Annotated in this window: 14 protein-coding genes; 5 read left to right on the top strand and 9 right to left on the bottom strand. The window is 66.5% G+C overall.

Going from position 1 to position 16,377, the window contains the following annotated elements:
• Nucleotides 1–15: 15 nt before the first annotated feature.
• Nucleotides 16–228 carry a 30S ribosomal protein S21 gene (gene rpsU, locus WJ16_RS23565; protein ID WP_006479415.1) on the bottom strand — a complete coding sequence of 71 codons (213 nt, stop codon included), beginning with the start codon at nt 226–228 and terminating at the stop codon, nt 16–18.
• A 106-nt stretch (nt 229–334) separates the two neighbouring features.
• Nucleotides 335–1,555, bottom strand: coding sequence for a BaiN/RdsA family NAD(P)/FAD-dependent oxidoreductase (locus tag WJ16_RS23560; protein WP_069259475.1), 1,221 nt, complete (start codon nt 1,553–1,555; stop codon nt 335–337).
• Between the two features lie 130 nt (nt 1,556–1,685).
• Here WJ16_RS23560 and tsaD point away from each other — a divergent pair, with 130 nt between their 5' ends.
• Nucleotides 1,686–2,726, top strand: coding sequence for a tRNA (adenosine(37)-N6)-threonylcarbamoyltransferase complex transferase subunit TsaD (tsaD, locus tag WJ16_RS23555; RefSeq protein WP_069259474.1), 1,041 nt, complete (start codon nt 1,686–1,688; stop codon nt 2,724–2,726).
• A 137-nt stretch (nt 2,727–2,863) separates the two neighbouring features.
• On the opposite strand, the gene folE2 is transcribed toward tsaD, so the two are convergent.
• From folE2 to WJ16_RS23535, 4 genes are all read right to left on the bottom strand, one after another.
• On the bottom strand, nt 2,864–3,673 hold the full coding sequence (gene folE2, locus WJ16_RS23550; protein WP_069261105.1) for a GTP cyclohydrolase FolE2: 810 nt from the start codon (nt 3,671–3,673) through the stop codon (nt 2,864–2,866).
• 154 nt (nt 3,674–3,827) lie between these two features.
• A complete protein-coding gene (gene dxs / locus WJ16_RS23545; RefSeq protein ID WP_069259473.1) occupies nt 3,828–5,732 on the bottom strand; it encodes a 1-deoxy-D-xylulose-5-phosphate synthase in 1,905 nt (634 codons plus the stop codon).
• 81 nt (nt 5,733–5,813) lie between these two features.
• A complete protein-coding gene (locus WJ16_RS23540) occupies nt 5,814–6,698 on the bottom strand; it encodes a polyprenyl synthetase family protein (protein WP_069259472.1) in 885 nt (294 codons plus the stop codon).
• A complete protein-coding gene (locus tag WJ16_RS23535; protein WP_040139363.1) occupies nt 6,695–6,988 on the bottom strand; it encodes an exodeoxyribonuclease VII small subunit in 294 nt (97 codons plus the stop codon). Before WJ16_RS23535 ends, WJ16_RS23540 begins: the two co-directional genes overlap by 4 nt.
• Nucleotides 6,989–7,259: 271 nt before the next feature.
• Between WJ16_RS23535 and WJ16_RS23530 the strand changes: the two genes are divergently transcribed.
• A complete protein-coding gene (locus WJ16_RS23530) occupies nt 7,260–8,366 on the top strand; it encodes an aromatic ring-hydroxylating oxygenase subunit alpha (protein ID WP_069259471.1) in 1,107 nt (368 codons plus the stop codon).
• A gap of 117 nt (nt 8,367–8,483) precedes the next feature.
• On the top strand, nt 8,484–9,353 hold the full coding sequence (locus WJ16_RS23525) for a sulfurtransferase (RefSeq protein WP_069259470.1): 870 nt from the start codon (nt 8,484–8,486) through the stop codon (nt 9,351–9,353).
• Between the two features lie 59 nt (nt 9,354–9,412).
• Here the strand turns inward: WJ16_RS23525 and WJ16_RS23520 are convergent, their stop codons facing one another.
• From WJ16_RS23520 to polA, 3 genes are all read right to left on the bottom strand, one after another.
• Nucleotides 9,413–10,288 carry a dienelactone hydrolase family protein gene (locus tag WJ16_RS23520; RefSeq protein ID WP_069259469.1) on the bottom strand — a complete coding sequence of 292 codons (876 nt, stop codon included), beginning with the start codon at nt 10,286–10,288 and terminating at the stop codon, nt 9,413–9,415.
• Between the two features lie 231 nt (nt 10,289–10,519).
• Nucleotides 10,520–11,854, bottom strand: a complete 1,335-nt coding sequence (locus tag WJ16_RS23515; RefSeq protein WP_069259468.1) for an NAD(P)/FAD-dependent oxidoreductase — start codon at nt 11,852–11,854, stop codon at nt 10,520–10,522.
• Between the two features lie 270 nt (nt 11,855–12,124).
• Complete coding sequence (polA, locus tag WJ16_RS23510; RefSeq protein ID WP_069259467.1) at nt 12,125–14,878, bottom strand: DNA polymerase I; 2,754 nt, start codon at nt 14,876–14,878, stop codon at nt 12,125–12,127.
• A gap of 1 nt (nt 14,879) precedes the next feature.
• On the opposite strand from polA, the gene WJ16_RS23505 reads away from it, so the two are divergent.
• Entirely contained in the window at nt 14,880–15,638 is a 759-nt protein-coding gene (locus tag WJ16_RS23505) for an LOG family protein (protein WP_069259466.1), read from the top strand.
• A gap of 394 nt (nt 15,639–16,032) precedes the next feature.
• Nucleotides 16,033–16,311, top strand: a complete 279-nt coding sequence (locus WJ16_RS23500; protein WP_069259465.1) for a hypothetical protein — start codon at nt 16,033–16,035, stop codon at nt 16,309–16,311.
• Nucleotides 16,312–16,377: the final 66 nt, after the last annotated feature.

Below are 16,377 nucleotides of genomic sequence, written 5' to 3'. Positions count from 1 at the left end.
GCGGCGCCCAATCGTTCAGTACAGTTTCTTCGGCAACGTCTGGCTGCGAATCCGCTTGTAATGACGCTTCACCGCAGCAGCCTTCTTGCGCTTGCGCTCTGCGGTCGGCTTCTCGTAAAACTCGCGCGCGCGAAGCTCGGTCAACAGACCATTCTTCTCGATCGTGCGCTTGAAGCGACGCATTGCAACTTCGAACGGCTCGTTCTCTTTAACGCGAATGATCGTCATGATCCGACACGAATAAAGGTTTGCAGGGAAAGACTACCGAGTATAGCAGAGCGATTGCCTAAAGGCACGGGGCCGGGCCCCGCCAGAACGGCGCCGGCGCGGCGTCTCAGGCGCCGCGCGCGTACTCCGCCGCGGCCTGCCCGGCCGCGGTACCGGACGCCCATGCCCACTGGAAGTTGTAGCCGCCGAGCCAGCCCGTCACGTCCACCGCCTCGCCGACGAAGAAGAGCCCCGGCACGCGCGCGCTCATCATCGTCGACGACGACAGCTCGCGCGTATCGACGCCGCCCTTCGTCACTTCGGCCTTCTTGTAGCCCTCGGTGCCGTTCGGCGTCAGCGTCCAGCCGGACAGCGCGTCGCCGATCTGACGGAGCGTCTTGTCGGGCAGGTCGGCGAGCCGCGCGTCGGCGGCCACGCGGTGCGTGTCGAGCCATGCATGGGCGAGGCGCGACGGCACCCAGTCCGCGAGCAGCGAGCCGATCTGGCGCTTCGACGTGCGCTTCGCATCGAGCAGGTCGGCCACCGTGTCGCGCTGCGGCAGCAGGTCGACGCGGATCGGGTCGCCGGGCTGCCAGTAGCTCGAAATCTGCAGGATGCCGGGCCCGGACAGGCCGCGATGGGTCAGCAGCAGGTCTTCGACGAATTCGCCGCCGCGCTTCCTGTCGCCGGTCGATACGCGCACTTCGAGCGATACGCCGGACAACGCCGCGAACGGCGCCCAGTCCTGCGGCGCGAACGTCAACGGCACGAGCGCGGGCCGCGTATCGACGAGCTTGTGGCCGAACTGCTTCGCGAGCCGGTAGCCGAAGTCGGTCGCGCCGATCTTCGGGATCGACAGACCGCCGGTCGCGATGATCAGCGCGCGCGCACCGATCGTCCCCGCCTGCTGCGTGTCGAGCGTGAAGCCGTTGGCCGGCGCGTGACGCACCGCGTCGACGACGACGGGCCGGCGCCACGCGATGCCGCCCGCGTCGCACTCGTGCTTCAGCATGTCGATGATCGCGTCGCTGCCATGGTCGCAAAAGAGCTGGCCCTTGTGCTTTTCGTGCCAGGTCACGTGATGGCGCTTGAGCAGCCCGAGGAAGTCGCGCGGCGTATAGCGCGCCAGCGCCGAGCGCGCGAAATGCGGATTCGACGACAGGTAGTTGTCGGGGCCCGCGTACAGGTTCGTGAAGTTGCAGCGGCCGCCGCCCGAGATGCGGATCTTCTCGGCGAGCCGCGGCGCGTGATCGATCAGCACGACGCGGCGACCGAGTTGCCCGGCCACCGCGGCGCTCATCATCCCGGCCGCACCCGCGCCGATCACGGCGATGTCATAAGTTTCCATGGCGCGGATTGTACCCGCCCGGCCTCCGGCCCGGGCCGCAGCCAGCGGCGGCAGGCCCCCGCCTGCTATACTTTCCGGTTACGTTGACCTTCCCGCGGCGCGTCCGATACGGCGCGCCCTGCCCGCACCCATGCTCGTTCTCGGCATCGAAAGCTCCTGTGACGAAACCGGCCTCGCGCTCTACGACACGCAGCGCGGCCTGCTCGCGCACGCGCTCCATTCGCAGATCGCGATGCACCGCGAGTACGGCGGCGTCGTGCCCGAACTCGCGTCGCGCGACCATATCCGCCGCGCGCTGCCGCTGCTCGAGGAAGTGATGGCGCAAAGCGGCACGCGCCGCGAAGACATCGACGCGATCGCGTTCACGCAAGGCCCGGGACTCGCCGGCGCGCTGCTGGTCGGCGCGAGCATCGCGAATGCGCTCGCGCTCGCGTGGAACAAGCCGACCGTCGGCATCCATCACCTCGAAGGCCACCTGCTGTCGCCGCTGCTCGTCGAGCAGCCGCCGCCGTTCCCGTTCGTCGCGCTGCTGGTGTCCGGCGGCCATACGCAACTGATGCGCGTGACCGACGTCGGCGTGTACGAGACGCTCGGCGAAACGCTCGACGACGCGGCCGGCGAAGCGTTCGACAAGACGGCCAAGCTGATCGGCCTCGGCTATCCGGGCGGCCCGGAAGTGTCGAAGCTCGCCGAAACCGGTACGCCGGGGGCGGTCGTGCTGCCGCGCCCGATGCTGCATTCGGGCGATCTCGACTTCAGTTTCAGCGGCCTGAAGACGGCCGTGCTCACGCAGATGAAGAAGTTCGAAGCGGCGAAGCTCGACGGCGAAGCGCTCGAACGCGCGAAGGCCGACCTCGCGCGCGGCTTCGTCGACGCGGCGGTCGACGTGCTCGTCGCGAAGTCGCTCGCCGCGCTGAAGAAGACGAAGCTCAAGCGCCTCGTGGTCGCGGGCGGTGTCGGCGCGAACCGACAGTTGCGCGCCGCGCTGTCGGCCGCCGCGGCCAAGCGCGGCTTCGACGTCCACTATCCCGACCTCGCGCTCTGCACCGACAACGGCGCGATGATCGCGCTCGCCGGCGCATTGCGGCTCGGCCGCTGGCCCGAGCAGGCGAATGCCGATTACGCATTCACGGTGAAGCCGCGCTGGGATCTCGCGTCGCTCGCGCGCTGAGCCGCGCGACGCAACGCCACACCGCACCGCACCGCACCGCACCGCACCGCACCGCACCGCACCGCACGCACGCACGACAACAAAAAGGCCGCTCGTTCGAGCGGCCTTTCTCATCGGCGCGACAAAAAGACGCAGCGTTATGCCGCCTGACGCTTGTCGCGCTCGATCAGCGCATACGCGCTGTGGTTGTGGATCGACTCGAAGTTCTCGGCTTCGAGCACGTAGGCCATCACGCGCTCGTCCGCATCGAGACGCTGCGCGACGTCGCGCACGAGATCCTCGACGAACTTCGGGTTCTCGTACGCACGCTCGGTGACGAACTTCTCGTCCGGACGCTTCAGCAGGCCCCACAGCTCGCACGACGCCTCTTCCTCCGCGATGCGGATCAGCGCCTCGACCGGCAGGTCGGCCGCGAGTTCGGCATCGATCGTCACGTGCGAACGCTGGTTGTGCGCGCCGTACTGCGAGATCTTCTTCGAGCACGGGCAGAGGCTCGTCACCGGCACGAGCACCTTCAGGAACAGGCGCGTGTCGCCGTTGCGGCTTTCGCCCGCGAGCGTCACTTCATAGTCGAGCAGGCTCTGCACACCCGACACCGGCGCCGTCTTGTTCACGAAGTACGGGAACGTGACTTCGATGCGGCCGGCCTCGGCTTCCAGCTTCTCCAGCATCGACGCGAGCATCGCGCGGAAACGCTCGACCGTCAGCGGCGCGCGGTTCTCTTCGAGCAGCGCGACGAAGCGCGACATGTGCGTGCCCTTCTGGTCGGCCGGCAGGCGCACGTCGAGGTTCCAGACGCCGACGGTCGGCTGCACGCCGCCGCCTTCGGTACGCACCGTCAACGGATGCCGGACCGCCTTCACGCCCACGCGCTGAATCGGAATCTGGCGGGTATCCACCGTGCTCTGCACGTCGGGCATCACGAAGGCGGGATTCATCTGGTTCATCTTGTTCAATCCTTGTAAGCCGCGCGTTCGACGACGCGCACGCCGCGTCATGCGGCAGCCGGAAAAGCAACATGGGCCCGCAGGCCCATGTTTTCCGCATCAATGAAGACCGGTCGCGCCAGTCGCACCGGCACCGCCGTCGGGCGGCGCCGGCTTATGCGACGCGCTTCGCCTGACCGGCGACATCGGCCGCCGGATTCAGAAAGCGTTCGCGAATCGATTTCGCGATACCCGCGCCGTCGAGGCCGCATTGCGACAGCAGCTTCGCGGGGTCGCCGTGATCGATGAACTGGTCAGGGAGGCCCAATTGTAGTACGGGTCGGATAACCCCACTCTCCATCAGGGCTTCCACGCAGGCCGAGCCCGCGCCGCCCATCACGCACCCTTCCTCGACCGTCACGAGGTAGTCGTGCGTCTCGGCGAGCTCGCGCACGAGCGCTGCATCGATCGGCTTCACGAAGCGCATGTTCGCGACGGTGGCATCGAGCTCTTCGCCGGCGGCCAGCGACGGGGCGACCATCGTGCCGAACGCGAGGATCGCGACGCGCTTGCCTTCCGGCTGCGACGTGCGGCGACGCACTTCGCCCTTGCCGAGCGGGATCTCGGTGAATTCCTTCACCGTCGCCACGCCCGTACCCGCGCCGCGCGGATAGCGCACCGCAGTCGGGTTCGGCTGCTGCAGCGCCGTGTGCAGCATCTGGCGGCATTCGTTTTCGTCGGATGCGGCCATGATCGTCATGTTCGGGATGCAGCGCATGAACGCGAGATCGTATGCACCCGCGTGCGTCGCGCCGTCCGCGCCGACGAGGCCCGCGCGGTCGATCGCGAATACGACCGGCAGGTTCTGCAGCGCGACATCGTGGATCAGCTGATCGTACGCACGCTGCAGGAACGTCGAGTAGATCGCGACGACCGGCTTCAGCCCTTCGGTCGCGAGGCCGCCCGCGAACGTCACCGCGTGCTGCTCGGCGATGCCGACGTCGTAGTAGCGATCCTTGAAGCGCTTCTCGAACTCGACCATGCCCGAGCCTTCGCGCATCGCGGGCGTGATGCCGACGACGCGCGTATCGCGCTCGGCTTCGTCGCACAGCCATTCGCCGAACACCTGCGTGTAGGTCTTTTTCGCGGGCGTGGTCGACGGCTTGATGCCTTCTGCCGGGTTGAACTTGCCGGGGCCGTGGTAGAGCACGGGATCGGCTTCGGCGAGCTTGTAGCCCTGGCCTTTCTTCGTCACCACGTGCAGGAACTGCGGGCCGCGCAGTTCGCGGATGTTCTGCAGCGTCGGGATCAGCGAATCGAGATCGTGACCGTCGATCGGGCCGATGTAGTTGAAGCCGAATTCCTCGAACAGCGTGGCCGGCACGACCATGCCCTTCGCGTGCTCCTCGAGCTTGCGCGCGAGTTCGAGCACCGGCGGCGCAACGCTCAGCACGCGCTCGACGCCCGCGCGCGCAGCCGCATAGAAGCGGCCCGACATCAGGCGGGCGAGATGGCGATTCAGCGCGCCGACCGGCGGCGAGATCGACATGTCGTTGTCGTTCAGGATCACGAGCAGCTTCGCATCTTCCGACACGCCCGCGTTGTTCATCGCCTCGAACGCCATGCCGGCCGTCATCGCGCCGTCGCCGATCACGGCGATCGAGAAGCGGTCGTCGCCGTTCAGCTGGCTGCCGATCGCCATGCCGAGCGCGGCCGAGATCGACGTGCTCGAGTGCGCGGTGCCGAACGTGTCGTATTCGGATTCGCTGCGGCGCGGGAAGCCCGAGATACCGTCGTACTGGCGCAGCGAATGCATCTGGTCGCGGCGGCCCGTCAGGATCTTGTGCGGGTAGGTCTGGTGGCCCACGTCCCAGACGATGCGATCGTTCGGCGTGTTGAACACGTAGTGCAACGCGATCGTCAGCTCGACCGTCCCGAGGTTGGACGACAGATGGCCGCCCGTCTTCGACACGCTGTCGAGCACGAACGAGCGCAGCTCGTCCGCGAGCGGTTGAAGTTGGCGACGATCGAGGCGGCGCAAATCCGCCGGGTCGTCGATGGTTTTCAGCAAGTCGTACATCGTCGTTCCATTGTAGGAAATCAAACGCGCCCGCATTCTATTGCACGCACCGTGGCAGGTGCGCGGCGGCGGGCTTTCGCGTCAGCTGACCCGGTTCACTACCAGGTCGGCAAGTTCGGCGAGACGCTGTGCGCGTGCGCCGAACGGTTTCAGCGCGTCGTGCGCTTCGGCGCGCAATTGCGCTGCGAGCTCGCGCGACGCCTCGAGACCGAGGATCGATACATAGGTCGGCTTGTCGTTCGCCGCGTCCTTGCCGGCCGTCTTGCCGAGCGTCGCCGAATCGGTCGTGACGTCGAGAATGTCGTCGACGACCTGGAAGGCCAGACCCACGGCCCCCGCGTATACGTCGAGCGCCGCCATCGTTTCCGCGGACGGCGTCTCGCCGGCCAGCGCGCCCATCCGCACGGCCGCGCGCAGCAATGCGCCCGTCTTCATCCGGTGCATCGTCTCGAGCTGCTCGCGCGTCAGCTTGAGGCCGACGCTCGCCAGGTCGATCGCCTGCCCGCCGGCCATGCCGATCGAGCCGCTCGCCAGCGCCAGCTCGCGCACGAGCGCGGCCTGCTGCACCGGCGACAGCGCGGCGGCGTCGGTCAGCGCGACGAACGCCTGCGACTGCAGCGCGTCGCCGACGAGCAATGCCGTCGGCTCGTCGTACTGCACGTGCACGGTCGGCTTGCCGCGACGCAGCGCGTCGTCGTCCATGCACGGCATGTCGTCGTGCACGAGCGAGTAGACGTGGATCATCTCCAGTGCCGCCGCCGCCGCATTGCGCGCCGCTTCCGTCGCGCCGGTCAGTTCGCCTGCTGCATGGCACAGCAGCGGGCGAACGCGTTTGCCGCCGCCGAGGACCGCATAGCGCATCGCCTCGTGAAGCGTCGCCGGCACCGCGGTGTCAGCGGGCAAATAGTGGCCGAGAGCGTCCTCGACACGGTCTAGCACGGACCGCATCCATTGTTCGAATGTCATAGATCGTCGTCTTCGCCGTCCGTGGCGGCCGTTCCGGACGAAAGCGGCTTCAGCGTCGCGCCGTCGAGCACGCGAACCTGCTGCTCCACTTTCTCAAGCTGCTGTTGGCAAAACGCAACGAGGGTCGCACCGCGGCGATACGCCGCCAGTGAATCCTCGAGGCTCAACGCGCCGCCTTCCATCCGGGCAACCAGCGTCTCGAGTTCCGCGAGCGCCGTTTCGTAATTGTCCGGCAACGGTTCGGTACCATTGCCGGGCGGCGTGGCGCCTGGGGATGCGGTTTTCGCCATGGACGAGGGTGTCAAATTTCAAAACAAGTCGGACATTCTACGGCAAAAGAGAATTTTCCGACCTGCCGTCGTGGGCACCCGGGTACAGATTCCGGCCCCACGTTCGGCGTACATTGTGCGCCTCCCGATTGTCGCCCGACAAAAAATTGACACAAATCAGGCACTTAATCCTAGCCTTGCGGGGCGAACCGGGTATAATTCTGCGTTTCCCTAAATCGATTTTTCGATGGTTGGGTTGTTCACTGCTTTCACGCTAACACCGGGAGTGGGAATGTCCAATCTGAGCGACGCGCTTCAGTTGAAGTCGGCTCACAGCCAGCTTCCAGTCACTGCATATTTCGATGAGGCGCTACTCGAGCGCGAGATCGAAACCCTCTTCAAGAAAGGACCTCGTTACATCGGGCACGAGTTGATGGTGCCCGAGGCGGGGGATTATTTCGCGCTGCCGTCCGAGAAGGAAGGCCGCGTGCTGGTCCGCAACCAGACGAACCAGATCGAACTGCTGTCGAACGTCTGCCGGCACCGGCAGGCGATCATGCTCAACGGGCGCGGCCATACGCAGAACATCGTGTGCCCGCTGCATCGCTGGACGTACGATCTGGAAGGCCAGTTGCTCGGGGCGCCGCACTTCCCCGACAAGCCGTGCCTGAACCTCGGCAAGAGCCCGCTGCAGAACTGGCAGGGGCTGCTGTTCGAGGCCGAAGGCCGCAATGTCGCGCGCGACCTCGCGAACCTCGGCACGAAACATCATTTCGACTTCTCCGAGTACCTCTTCGATCACGTCGAAGTGCACGAGTGCGATTACAACTGGAAGACGTTCATCGAGGTCTACCTCGAGGATTACCACGTCGTCCCGTTCCATCCGGGCCTCGGCAGCTTCGTGTCGTGCGACGACCTCACGTGGGAGTTCGGCGACTGGTACAGCGTGCAGACGGTCGGCGTGCACAACGCGCTCGCGAAGCCGGGCAGCGCGACCTACCAGAAATGGCACGAGCAGGTGCTGAAGTTCCGCAACGGCGTGCCGCCGGAGTTCGGCGCGATCTGGATGGTCTACTACCCGGGCCTGATGATCGAGTGGTATCCGCACGTGCTCGTCGTGTCGTGGCTGATCCCGCGCGGCCCGCAGAAGACGACCAACATCGTCGAGTTCTATTACCCCGAGGAAATCGCGCTGTTCGAGCGCGAATTCGTCGAAGCCGAACGTGCCGCCTACATGGAAACGGCTGTCGAGGACGACGAAATCGCGATGCGGATGGACGCCGGCCGCCGTGCGCTGATGGCACGCGGCGAGTCGCAGGTCGGCCCGTACCAGAGCCCGATGGAAGACGGCATGCAGCACTTCCACGAGTTCCTGCGCCGCCACCTCGGCGACCTCTGACGGCCGGTGCGGCGCCCTGACGCCGCACGCCATCCGGCAGACGAAAAGACGGGCTTCGGCCCGTCTTTTTTTGTTTAGACTTGGAATGTCAGGCCATTCGCACTCCAGGGAGCCGTCATGCCACACACCCACTACACCACGCTCATCTCCGCCGCCAATCTCGCCGAGCGCCTGGCGGCGGCGCCCGGCAGCGTCGCGCTGTTCGACTGCCGCTTCGATCTCGCCGATCCCGCTGCCGGCGAAGCCGCCTATGCGGCCGGCCATCTCCCCGGCGCCCAGTACCTCCATCTCGACCGCGACCTGTCGGGCCGCAAGACGGGCACCAACGGCCGCCACCCGCTGCCGACGCGCGACGCACTCGCCACACTGCTCGCGAGCCGCGGCCTCAAGCAAGGCCAGCAGGTCGTCGCGTACGACGCGCAAGGCGGCGCCTATGCGGCGCGCCTGTGGTGGCTGCTGCGCTGGCTCGGCCACGATTCGGTCGCCGTGCTCGACGGCGGGCTGCAGGCCTGGGAAGCCGCCGGCCAGCCGCTGACGACCGACGTGCCGCAACCGGCCGCCGGCGATTTCCGCACGGCTGCGCCGCTCGAATCGACGGTCGATGCGGCTGCCGTGCTCGCGAACGTGACGTCGCCCACGCGCGTCGTGATCGATGCGCGCGCACCGGACCGCTATCGCGGCGAAAACGAAACGATCGATCGTGTGGGCGGCCATATCCCCGGTGCGCGCAATCGCTTCTTCAAGGACAACCTGGCCGCCGACGGCCGCTTCAAGAGCGGCCATGAGCTGCGCGAGGCGTTTTCCGCCGTGCTGGCGGGCACCGAGCCAAATCGCGTGATCCTGCAATGCGGCTCGGGCGTCACCGCCTGCCACAACGCGCTTGCGCTCGAGGTTGCGGGCCTGCACGGCGCGTCGCTGTATCCGGGCTCGTGGAGCGAATGGAGCGCCGATCCGTCGCGCCCGATCGCAACCGGCCCGACACCGTAAGCCAAGCACCGGCGCGGCGCAGTCGTGACGAAGCGGCGGCATCTGCCGCCGCTTGCCGTTTACATCACGCCGTACTTGTGAAGCCACGCGATCGCGCGCTTCCAGCTCTCCTCCGCATCGGCCTTCACGTAGCTCGGCCGGTAATCGGCAAAGAACGCGTGACCGGCATCCGGATACACGACGATCTCCGATTCGCGTGCGAGCTTCGAATCGCTCGCCTGGATCGCCTTGCGCATGTCCGCGAGCGACGCCTGCGTGATGTTCGCGTCTTTCTCGCCATAGAGGCCGAGCACGGGCACCTTCAGCAGCGACGCATGATCGACCGGGTTGAACGGCGTCATCTCGTCGGTCTTGCCTTCGACGAACCCGTACCACGCAACGGCCGCCCGCACGTGCGGGTTGTGCTCCGCATACAGCCAGCTCTGGCGGCCGCCCCAGCAGAACCCGACCACGCCGAGACGCGACAGGTCGCCGCCGTTCTTGCCGGCCCACGCGACGGTCGCGTCGAGATCCTCGGTCACCTGGCGGTCGGGCACCTTGCTGACGATGTGCTCGACGAGATCCTTGATCGTCGGATACTTCGCCGCATTGCCCTGCCGCGCGAACAGGTCGGGCGCGATCGCGAGATAACCGAGCTTCGCGAAGCGGCGGCACACATCGGCGATGTGCGCGTGCACGCCGAAGATCTCGTGAATCACGATGACGACCGGCAGGTTCGTCTTGTCTTTCGGCTGCGCGCGATACGCGGGCACGCTCGCATCGCCCGAGCGGATCTCGACGGTGTCGACGTCCAGCCCTTCGCTGTCGGTCGTGACCGTCTGCGCCGACACGGGCAGCACGGCCGCCGCGAAGACCCCGCCCAGCGCGGCCTGCATGAACTTGCGGCGCGAGAACGGAACGTGGGGAACCAGGCTGTCGACTTCGGGTTTCAACATGAATGCACTCCTCGATTGGGCGCCGCCGTCACGGCCACGAAGACGGCATGACGGGGCATCGCGCCGTCGCTCGGCGCGGAGGTCGCGGCGGTTGGCACCCCGCCGCTAACGGAAACCCGGACAAGATGCCCAATATTCCGTTGTCGCGTCAACTGTCGGCGTTGTAAGACTCGATTACGACAGGGTGATTCGGCAGCACGGAAACCCGCGGGCGGCCCGTCGAACGCGCGCTCAGTGCAGCTTGACGCGCGGCAGCGTCGTGCGCCGCAGCCAGTGCGCGACCGTGTCGAGCATCATGCGCGGATAGCCGTGCAGCGCGGCAATGTGCATCCGGTACAGCGACATGTACATGAAGCGCGCGAACAGCCCTTCGATCAGCATGTTGCCGCCGATCAGCCCGCCCATCAGGTTGCCGACCGCGCTGAAATGGCCGAGCGACACGAGCGAGCCCAGGTCGCGATACGTGAATTCGGGCAGCGGGCGCCCGTCGAGCCGGCAGCCGATTGCCTTGAGCAGAAAGCTCGCCTGCTGGTGCGCCGCCTGCGCGCGCGGCGGCACGTTGCGCTCGTTGCCCGGCCATGCGCAGGCCGCGCAATCGCCGAGCGCGAACACGTTGTCGTCGGTGAAGGTCTGCAGCGTGCGGCGCACTTCGAGCTGGCCGAGCCTGTTGACCTGGAGGCCGTCGAGATTGGCGAGCACGGACGGCGCCTTGATGCCGGCCGCCCAGACCGTCAGGTCGGCACGCACCGTCTTGCCGCTCGCCGTATGGACGGCGCCGGGCGCCACTTCGGTCACGCGCTCGGAGAGCATCAGCCGCACGCCGATCTTTTCGAGCAGTTCGGCCGTCGCCGACGACACGCGCTCCGGCAACGCCGGGAGAATCCGCGGCCCCGATTCGATCAGCACGATGCCGACGTCGTGCCGCGGGTCGAGCTTGTGCAGCCCGTAGGCCGACAACACCTGCGCGGTGTTGCGCAGTTCGGCCGACAACTCGACGCCCGTCGCGCCGCCGCCGACGATCGCGACCTGGATGCGCGGCTCGGCCGCCTCGCCCGGTGCGGTCGGCACCGGTGCCTGGTGCTCGGCGCGCATGCACGCGCCGATCAACCGCTTGCGGAAACGCTCGGCCTCGCCGACGGTATCGAGCGCGATCGCGTTTTCCGCCGCGCCCTGCACGCCGAAGAAGTGAGTCGTGCTGCCGATCGCGATCACGAGCGTGTCGTATTCCAGCTCGCGGGCCGGCAGCAGTTCCTCGCCGTCGCTGTCGTTGACCGGCGAGAGCGTGATGCGCTTCGCCGCGCGGTCGAGCCCGGTCAGCCCGCCCTGCTGAAACTCGAAGCCGTGCCAGCGCGCCTGCGCCGCATATTCGAGCTCCTGAGTGAACGGGTCCATGCTGCCGGCCGCCACCTCGTGCAGCAGCGGTTTCCAGATGTGGGTCGGATTGCGGTCGACGAGCGTGACGAGCGCGCGCGCCGAACGATTGCCGCGCGCACCGTAACGGTCGCCGAGCCGCGTCGCCAGTTCCAGGCCGCCCGCGCCTCCGCCTACGATGATGATCCGATGCATCTGTTCCCCCTTTGCGATTCGAAACTGCTGCCGCCGGGCGATGCGAACGCGATGCATTCGCGCCACCCGGTGGATTAACCGGTTCGGACATCATCGATGTGCAGTTCGAAGCACTTCGATGCAACCGATCCCGGAACGCGGGGCGCGCATGCCCCGAGTCAATGACCTGCATTGTCCGGGAGCTTGCGCGTTGACCACAAGCAAACCATCTCGATATTCAGCATCCCTGCAACAATATGCCGCAGGAATCGGGAACCGCGCGACGGTGCGTCAGTGTGCCTCTTCCCAGTTCGCACCGGCGCCCACTTCGGCCACCAGCGGCACCTTCAGCTTCGCCACGCCGCACATCATTTCCGGCAGTTTCTCGCGCACCAGCGACAGTTCGTCGTCCGGCACCTCGAGCACCAGTTCATCGTGCACCTGCATGATCATCCGCGACGCCAGCTTGTCGCGCGTGAGCCAGTCGTCCACCGCGATCATCGACAGCTTGATCAGGTCGGCCGCCGTGCCCTGCATCGGCGCATTGATGGCCGCGCGCTCGGCCGCCTGGCGACGCGGGCCGTTGCCGCCGTTGATCTCGGGCAGCCACAGGCGGCGACCGAACACGGTTTCGACGTAGCCCTTCTCCTTGGCCGCCGCGCGCGTGTCTTCCATGTACTGCGCGACGCCCGGATAGCGCGTGAAATAGCGGTCGATATAGAGCTTCGCGGCATCGCGCGTGATGCCGAGGTTCGATGCAAGCCCGAACGCGCTCATCCCGTAGATGAGCCCGAAGTTGATCACCTTAGCGATCCGGCGCTGGTCGGAATTGACCTCCAGCGGCGTCACGCCGAACACCTCGGCGGCCGTCGCGCGGTGGATGTCCTCGCCCTGCGAGAACGCGCGCAGCAGCGACGCGTCGCCCGAGATGTGCGCCATGATCCGCAGTTCGATCTGCGAATAATCGGCCGACACGATCCGGTGGCCCGGCGACGCGATGAACGCCTCGCGGATGCGCCGGCCCTCGGCCGTGCGCACCGGAATGTTCTGAAGATTCGGATCGTTCGACGCCAGGCGGCCCGTGACCGCGACGGCCTGCGCGTAATTCGTGTGCACGCGGCCCGTCGACGGATTCACCATGCGCGGCAGCTTGTCGGTATAGGTCGACTTCAGCTTCGACAGCCCGCGATGCTCGAGCAGCAGCTTCGGCAGCGGGTAGTCTTCGGCCAGCTTCTGCAGCACTTCCTCGTCGGTCGACGGCGCGCCGCTCGGCGTCTTTTTCACGACCGGCAACTGCAGCTTCTCGAAGAAGATCTGCCCGATCTGTTTCGGCGAGCCGAGATTGAATTCGCCGCCGGCCAGCTCGTACGCCTGCCCTTCGAGCTCGATCAGGCGCGTCGCGATTTCGGTGCTCTGCGCGTGCAGGCGCGCATCGTCGATCAGCACGCCCGTGCGCTCCATCTTGCGCAGCACGAGCGACACCGGCATCTCGATCTCGCGATACACGCGCTCGAGGCCCGCTTCGCGCGCCACCTGCGGATACAGCGCGTGATGCAGCTGCAGCGTCACGTCCGCATCTTCGGCCGCGTATTCGGCGGCCTGCGCGAGCGCCACTTCGTCGAAACCGATCTGCTTCGCGCCCTTGCCGGCCACGTCTTCATACTTGATCGTCTTGACGCCCAGATGACGCAGCGCGAGGCTGTCCATGTCGTGCGTGCGATGCGATTCGAGCACGTACGATTCGAGCAGCGTGTCGTGCTCGATGCCGTTCAGTGCGATGCCGTAGTTCGCGAGCACCTGCGCGTCGTACTTCAGGTGCTGGCCGACTTTCTTGCGATCGGCCGATTCGAGCCACGGCTTCAGCCGCGCGAGCACCTCGTCGAGCGGGAGCTGTTCGGGCATGTCGGGGCCGCGGTGCGCGACCGGCAGGTACGCCGCCTTGCCCGGCTCGACCGAGAACGACAGGCCGACGAGCCGCGCGAGCATCGGGTCGAGCGCGGTGGTTTCCGTGTCGAACGCGGTCAGCGCGGCCGCGTCGATCTTCGAGAACCACGCGTCGAATTGCGCCCAGGTCTGGATCGTGTCGTATTCGCGCACGATGTCGGCCGCCACCACCGGCGCCGGCTCGCCTTCCGGTGCATCCGCGCCGCCGCCTTCCGCCGGCGCGCTGTCGACTTCGCGCAGCCAGGTCTTGAAGCCGTAGCGCGCGAAGATGTCGCGCAGCAGGTCGCGCGCTTCGCCGTCGGTCTTCAACGACGCTTCGATCGATTCGAGATGCGGGGCGAGGTCGCACGCCGTCTCGACGGTCACGAGCTTGCGGCCGAGCGGCAGGAAGTCGAGCGCGCGGCGCAGGTTGTCGCCGACCACGCCCTTGATGTCGCCCGCATGCTCGATCACGCCGTCGAGGCTGTCGTACTGCGCAAGCCATTTCACGGCTGTCTTCGGTCCGCACTTCTCGACGCCCGGCACGTTGTCGACGGTGTCGCCGATCAGGGCGAGGTAGTCGATGATGCGCTCGGGCGGCACGCCGAACTTCGCGATCACGCCGTCGCGATCGAGCGTCTCGTTGGTCATCGTGTTGACGAGCGTGACGCGGTCGGTCACGAGCTGCGCGAGATCCTTGTCGCCGGTCGACACGATCACGTTCATTCCATGCCGCTCCGCTTCGCGCGCGAGCGTGCCGATCACGTCGTCGGCCTCGACGCCTTCGACCATCAGCAGCGGCCAGCCGAGCGCGCGCACCGCGCCGTGGATCGGCTCGACCTGCAGTGCGAGGTCGGGCGGCATCGACGGACGGTTTGCCTTATAGTCGGCATAAAGGTCGTCACGGAACGTCTTGCCCTTTGCATCGAACACGCAAGCGCTATACTCTGCACTGACTTCCTTGCGCATACGGCGCAGCATGTTGATGATTCCGTAGAGCGCTCCGGTCGGCTCCCCGCCAGGGCCACGCAAATCAGGCATCGCATGGTAAGCCCGATACAGATAGCTCGAACCGTCAACCAATAGCAGGGTCTTACCTTCCAGATTTCGTTCTTCAGGCATTATGAACAAGAGAAAAGTGATTCCGAGTCTGCGTTCGCTCGCAGATCAAGAACGCGCGACGGCCAAGAAGGCGCGCGCATCGTGGCAGATGTTCACGATTATGGCAGAGTTTATCGAGGCGACCGAGTACCTGTCGGAGATCCGCCCGGCCGTCAGCATCTACGGTTCTGCCCGCCTCAAACCCGACACGCCGCACTACAAGCTCGCCGTGCAGATCGCGCGCAAGCTGTCCGACGCCGGTTTCGCTGTGATCTCCGGCGGCGGCCCCGGCATCATGGAAGCGGCGAACAAGGGCGCGCACGCCGGCAAGGCGCCGTCGGTCGGCCTGAACATCGAGCTGCCGCACGAGCAGGCCGGCAACCACTACCAGGACATCTCGCTGCGCTTTCGCCACTTCTTCACGCGCAAGGTCACGTTCGTGAAGAACTCGGATGCGGTGATCGTGATGCCGGGCGGCTTCGGCACGCTCGACGAGCTGTCGGAAGTGCTCACGCTGATTCAGACGAAGAAGTCGCGCCTCGTGCCGATCATCCTCGTCGGCAGCGAATTCTGGAAGGGGCTGCTGCAGTGGTTCCGCGACCAGTTGATTCCGATGGGCCTCATCAATCCGGAAGACATGGATCTGATGCAGGTGATCGACGATCCCGACCAGGTGCTCGACGCGGTGCTCGCGTTCTACGAGGACAGCGGTGAAGAGGAAGGCTCGGACGATGACGGTCATCCGCCGCGCCCTGAAGAAGACCGGATGTTCTATCTGTAATCGCTTCGCGACGACAGCCGGCCCGACGGCCGGCGCACCGCGTTTCGCGCGGCAGGCAGGGCGGCCCCGCCCCCCCTGCCGCGCGTCACTTTGTAACGCGCCATTAATCGCGCTTCGCGGCCGTACGCGTTCGAATGTCAAATCCGCGTGGCCGATCGCGGGCAACGCGCGCATTACCTTCCGCACACGCGGGCCGTCATTGTCAAATGACGCGGCCTGATACCTTCGCCGCACGCCTGCGGGCCGCCAATCCGGCGTAACAAACCCGCCTCGCGTTTTCCGTCGTGCGCCAGCACACTGTATGTGTCGGTGCGGCGTTTCCCCCCGGTGGAACGATCCCCCTCGCTTCCATCGCGTCGCGCCGGCCCTTTACAACGACACCACGGAAAAGAACATGCAACGCTCGCTGATCGCCCTCGCCTTCGCCGGCCTCGGACTTTCGCTGTCCGGCCTCGCCCATGCCGTCAACGTCGACGTCAACATCGGCACGCCCGCACCGGTCGTGGTCGCTCCGGCGCCCGCGGTCATCGTCGGCTGGCATGGCGACCGCTACTGGGACGGCCATCGTTACTGGGAACGCCGCGAGTGGGAAGACCACCAGCGTCATCACGGCCATGACGATCGCCGCGGCTACCACTGCCCGCCGGGACACGCAAAGAAAGGCGAGTGCTGACCGACACCGCACGGCCGCTCGATACGCAAGGCCGCCCGCGAACCTGACGTTCGCGGGCGGCCTTCG

It is taken from the genome of Burkholderia metallica (genome assembly GCF_001718555.1).
In the GTDB taxonomy this organism is placed as follows: Bacteria; Pseudomonadota; Gammaproteobacteria; order Burkholderiales; family Burkholderiaceae; genus Burkholderia; species Burkholderia metallica.
Note: the sequence above shows the minus strand (reverse complement) of the source record. Positions and strands in the feature narration are given on the sequence as shown.

Coding starts and splice junctions, on each gene's coding strand:
- rpsU (WP_006479415.1), bottom strand. CDS start 228: ATGACGATCATTCGCGTTAAAGAGAACGAGCCGTTCGAAGTTGCAATG.
- WJ16_RS23560 (WP_069259475.1), bottom strand. CDS start 1,555: ATGGAAACTTATGACATCGCCGTGATCGGCGCGGGTGCGGCCGGGATG.
- tsaD (WP_069259474.1), top strand. CDS start 1,686: ATGCTCGTTCTCGGCATCGAAAGCTCCTGTGACGAAACCGGCCTCGCG.
- folE2 (WP_069261105.1), bottom strand. CDS start 3,673: ATGAACCAGATGAATCCCGCCTTCGTGATGCCCGACGTGCAGAGCACG.
- dxs (WP_069259473.1), bottom strand. CDS start 5,732: ATGTACGACTTGCTGAAAACCATCGACGACCCGGCGGATTTGCGCCGC.
- WJ16_RS23540 (WP_069259472.1), bottom strand. CDS start 6,698: ATGACATTCGAACAATGGATGCGGTCCGTGCTAGACCGTGTCGAGGAC.
- WJ16_RS23535 (WP_040139363.1), bottom strand. CDS start 6,988: ATGGCGAAAACCGCATCCCCAGGCGCCACGCCGCCCGGCAATGGTACC.
- WJ16_RS23530 (WP_069259471.1), top strand. CDS start 7,260: ATGTCCAATCTGAGCGACGCGCTTCAGTTGAAGTCGGCTCACAGCCAG.
- WJ16_RS23525 (WP_069259470.1), top strand. CDS start 8,484: ATGCCACACACCCACTACACCACGCTCATCTCCGCCGCCAATCTCGCC.
- WJ16_RS23520 (WP_069259469.1), bottom strand. CDS start 10,288: ATGTTGAAACCCGAAGTCGACAGCCTGGTTCCCCACGTTCCGTTCTCG.
- WJ16_RS23515 (WP_069259468.1), bottom strand. CDS start 11,854: ATGCATCGGATCATCATCGTAGGCGGAGGCGCGGGCGGCCTGGAACTG.
- polA (WP_069259467.1), bottom strand. CDS start 14,878: ATGCCTGAAGAACGAAATCTGGAAGGTAAGACCCTGCTATTGGTTGAC.
- WJ16_RS23505 (WP_069259466.1), top strand. CDS start 14,880: ATGAACAAGAGAAAAGTGATTCCGAGTCTGCGTTCGCTCGCAGATCAA.
- WJ16_RS23500 (WP_069259465.1), top strand. CDS start 16,033: ATGCAACGCTCGCTGATCGCCCTCGCCTTCGCCGGCCTCGGACTTTCG.